The sequence below is a fragment of the Gardnerella sp. c10Ua_244 genome (assembly GCF_055818055.1).
Genome location: NZ_JARFVS010000025.1, coordinates 1 through 727, shown reverse-complemented (window position 1 = coordinate 727; position 727 = coordinate 1). Strand labels below are relative to the sequence as shown.

Genomic DNA, 727 nt, shown 5'->3' with positions numbered 1-727 from the left:
TTTCTTCTTTCTAACAATAGTCCCGTCCTCTCCAACTTCCACATTACTCCGAGCCGCCATCTCAAGCTCAACGGCTTCAAACTTCTCTTTAGAAATAATTCCGGAATGATGATCCGAATACAAATATTGCCTGTCAGAACCGCCTGAATCAGCTATAGCCACATCGCCTGTATATTTACGCCTAGTCAAAGTGCTCTCAACAGCCCGTTTACTCCAACTGTCTTTCCCCTTTGGAGACTTAACACCTTTACTTTTTAATCTTTCAATAATTCCAACAACGCTTAAACCTTCTAGATACCAATCAAAGATAGCTCTCACTACCTTCGCTTGCTCTTCATCAATAATCAGCATGCCATGTTTATCTTTTTTATAACCATAACAAACTCTGCTATAAAGACCTGATGTGCCATCTTCTGCCCTACGTCTTAATCCCCAAACAATATTCTCACTACGCCAATCATTCTCTGCTTGACTACAAGCCTGAACCACACTGATTAAAAGTTCATCATCGACAGTTTCCGTATCAATTTTATCTGTCTCAAAGATAATTCTCGTGCCACAAGCTTTAAGCTTTCTAATAGCCTCTAAGCCTTCTTTCGTATCACGACCAAAACGGCTCACACTTTTAGTAAGAATAATATCAAGATTACCTTTCTCGCACTCATCAATCATTCGATTAAACTCGTTTCTTGAAGATCCAACCTTAGCTGAAGCAACATCAAGAAAA

At 39.5% G+C, this 727-nt stretch carries 1 protein-coding gene; it reads right to left on the bottom strand.

Features of this window, described 5'->3' with window-relative positions; all coding sequences use genetic code 11:
* On the bottom strand, positions 1-727 hold a 727-nt coding region (locus P0108_RS07145), incomplete at both ends, for a recombinase family protein (RefSeq protein ID WP_473730940.1).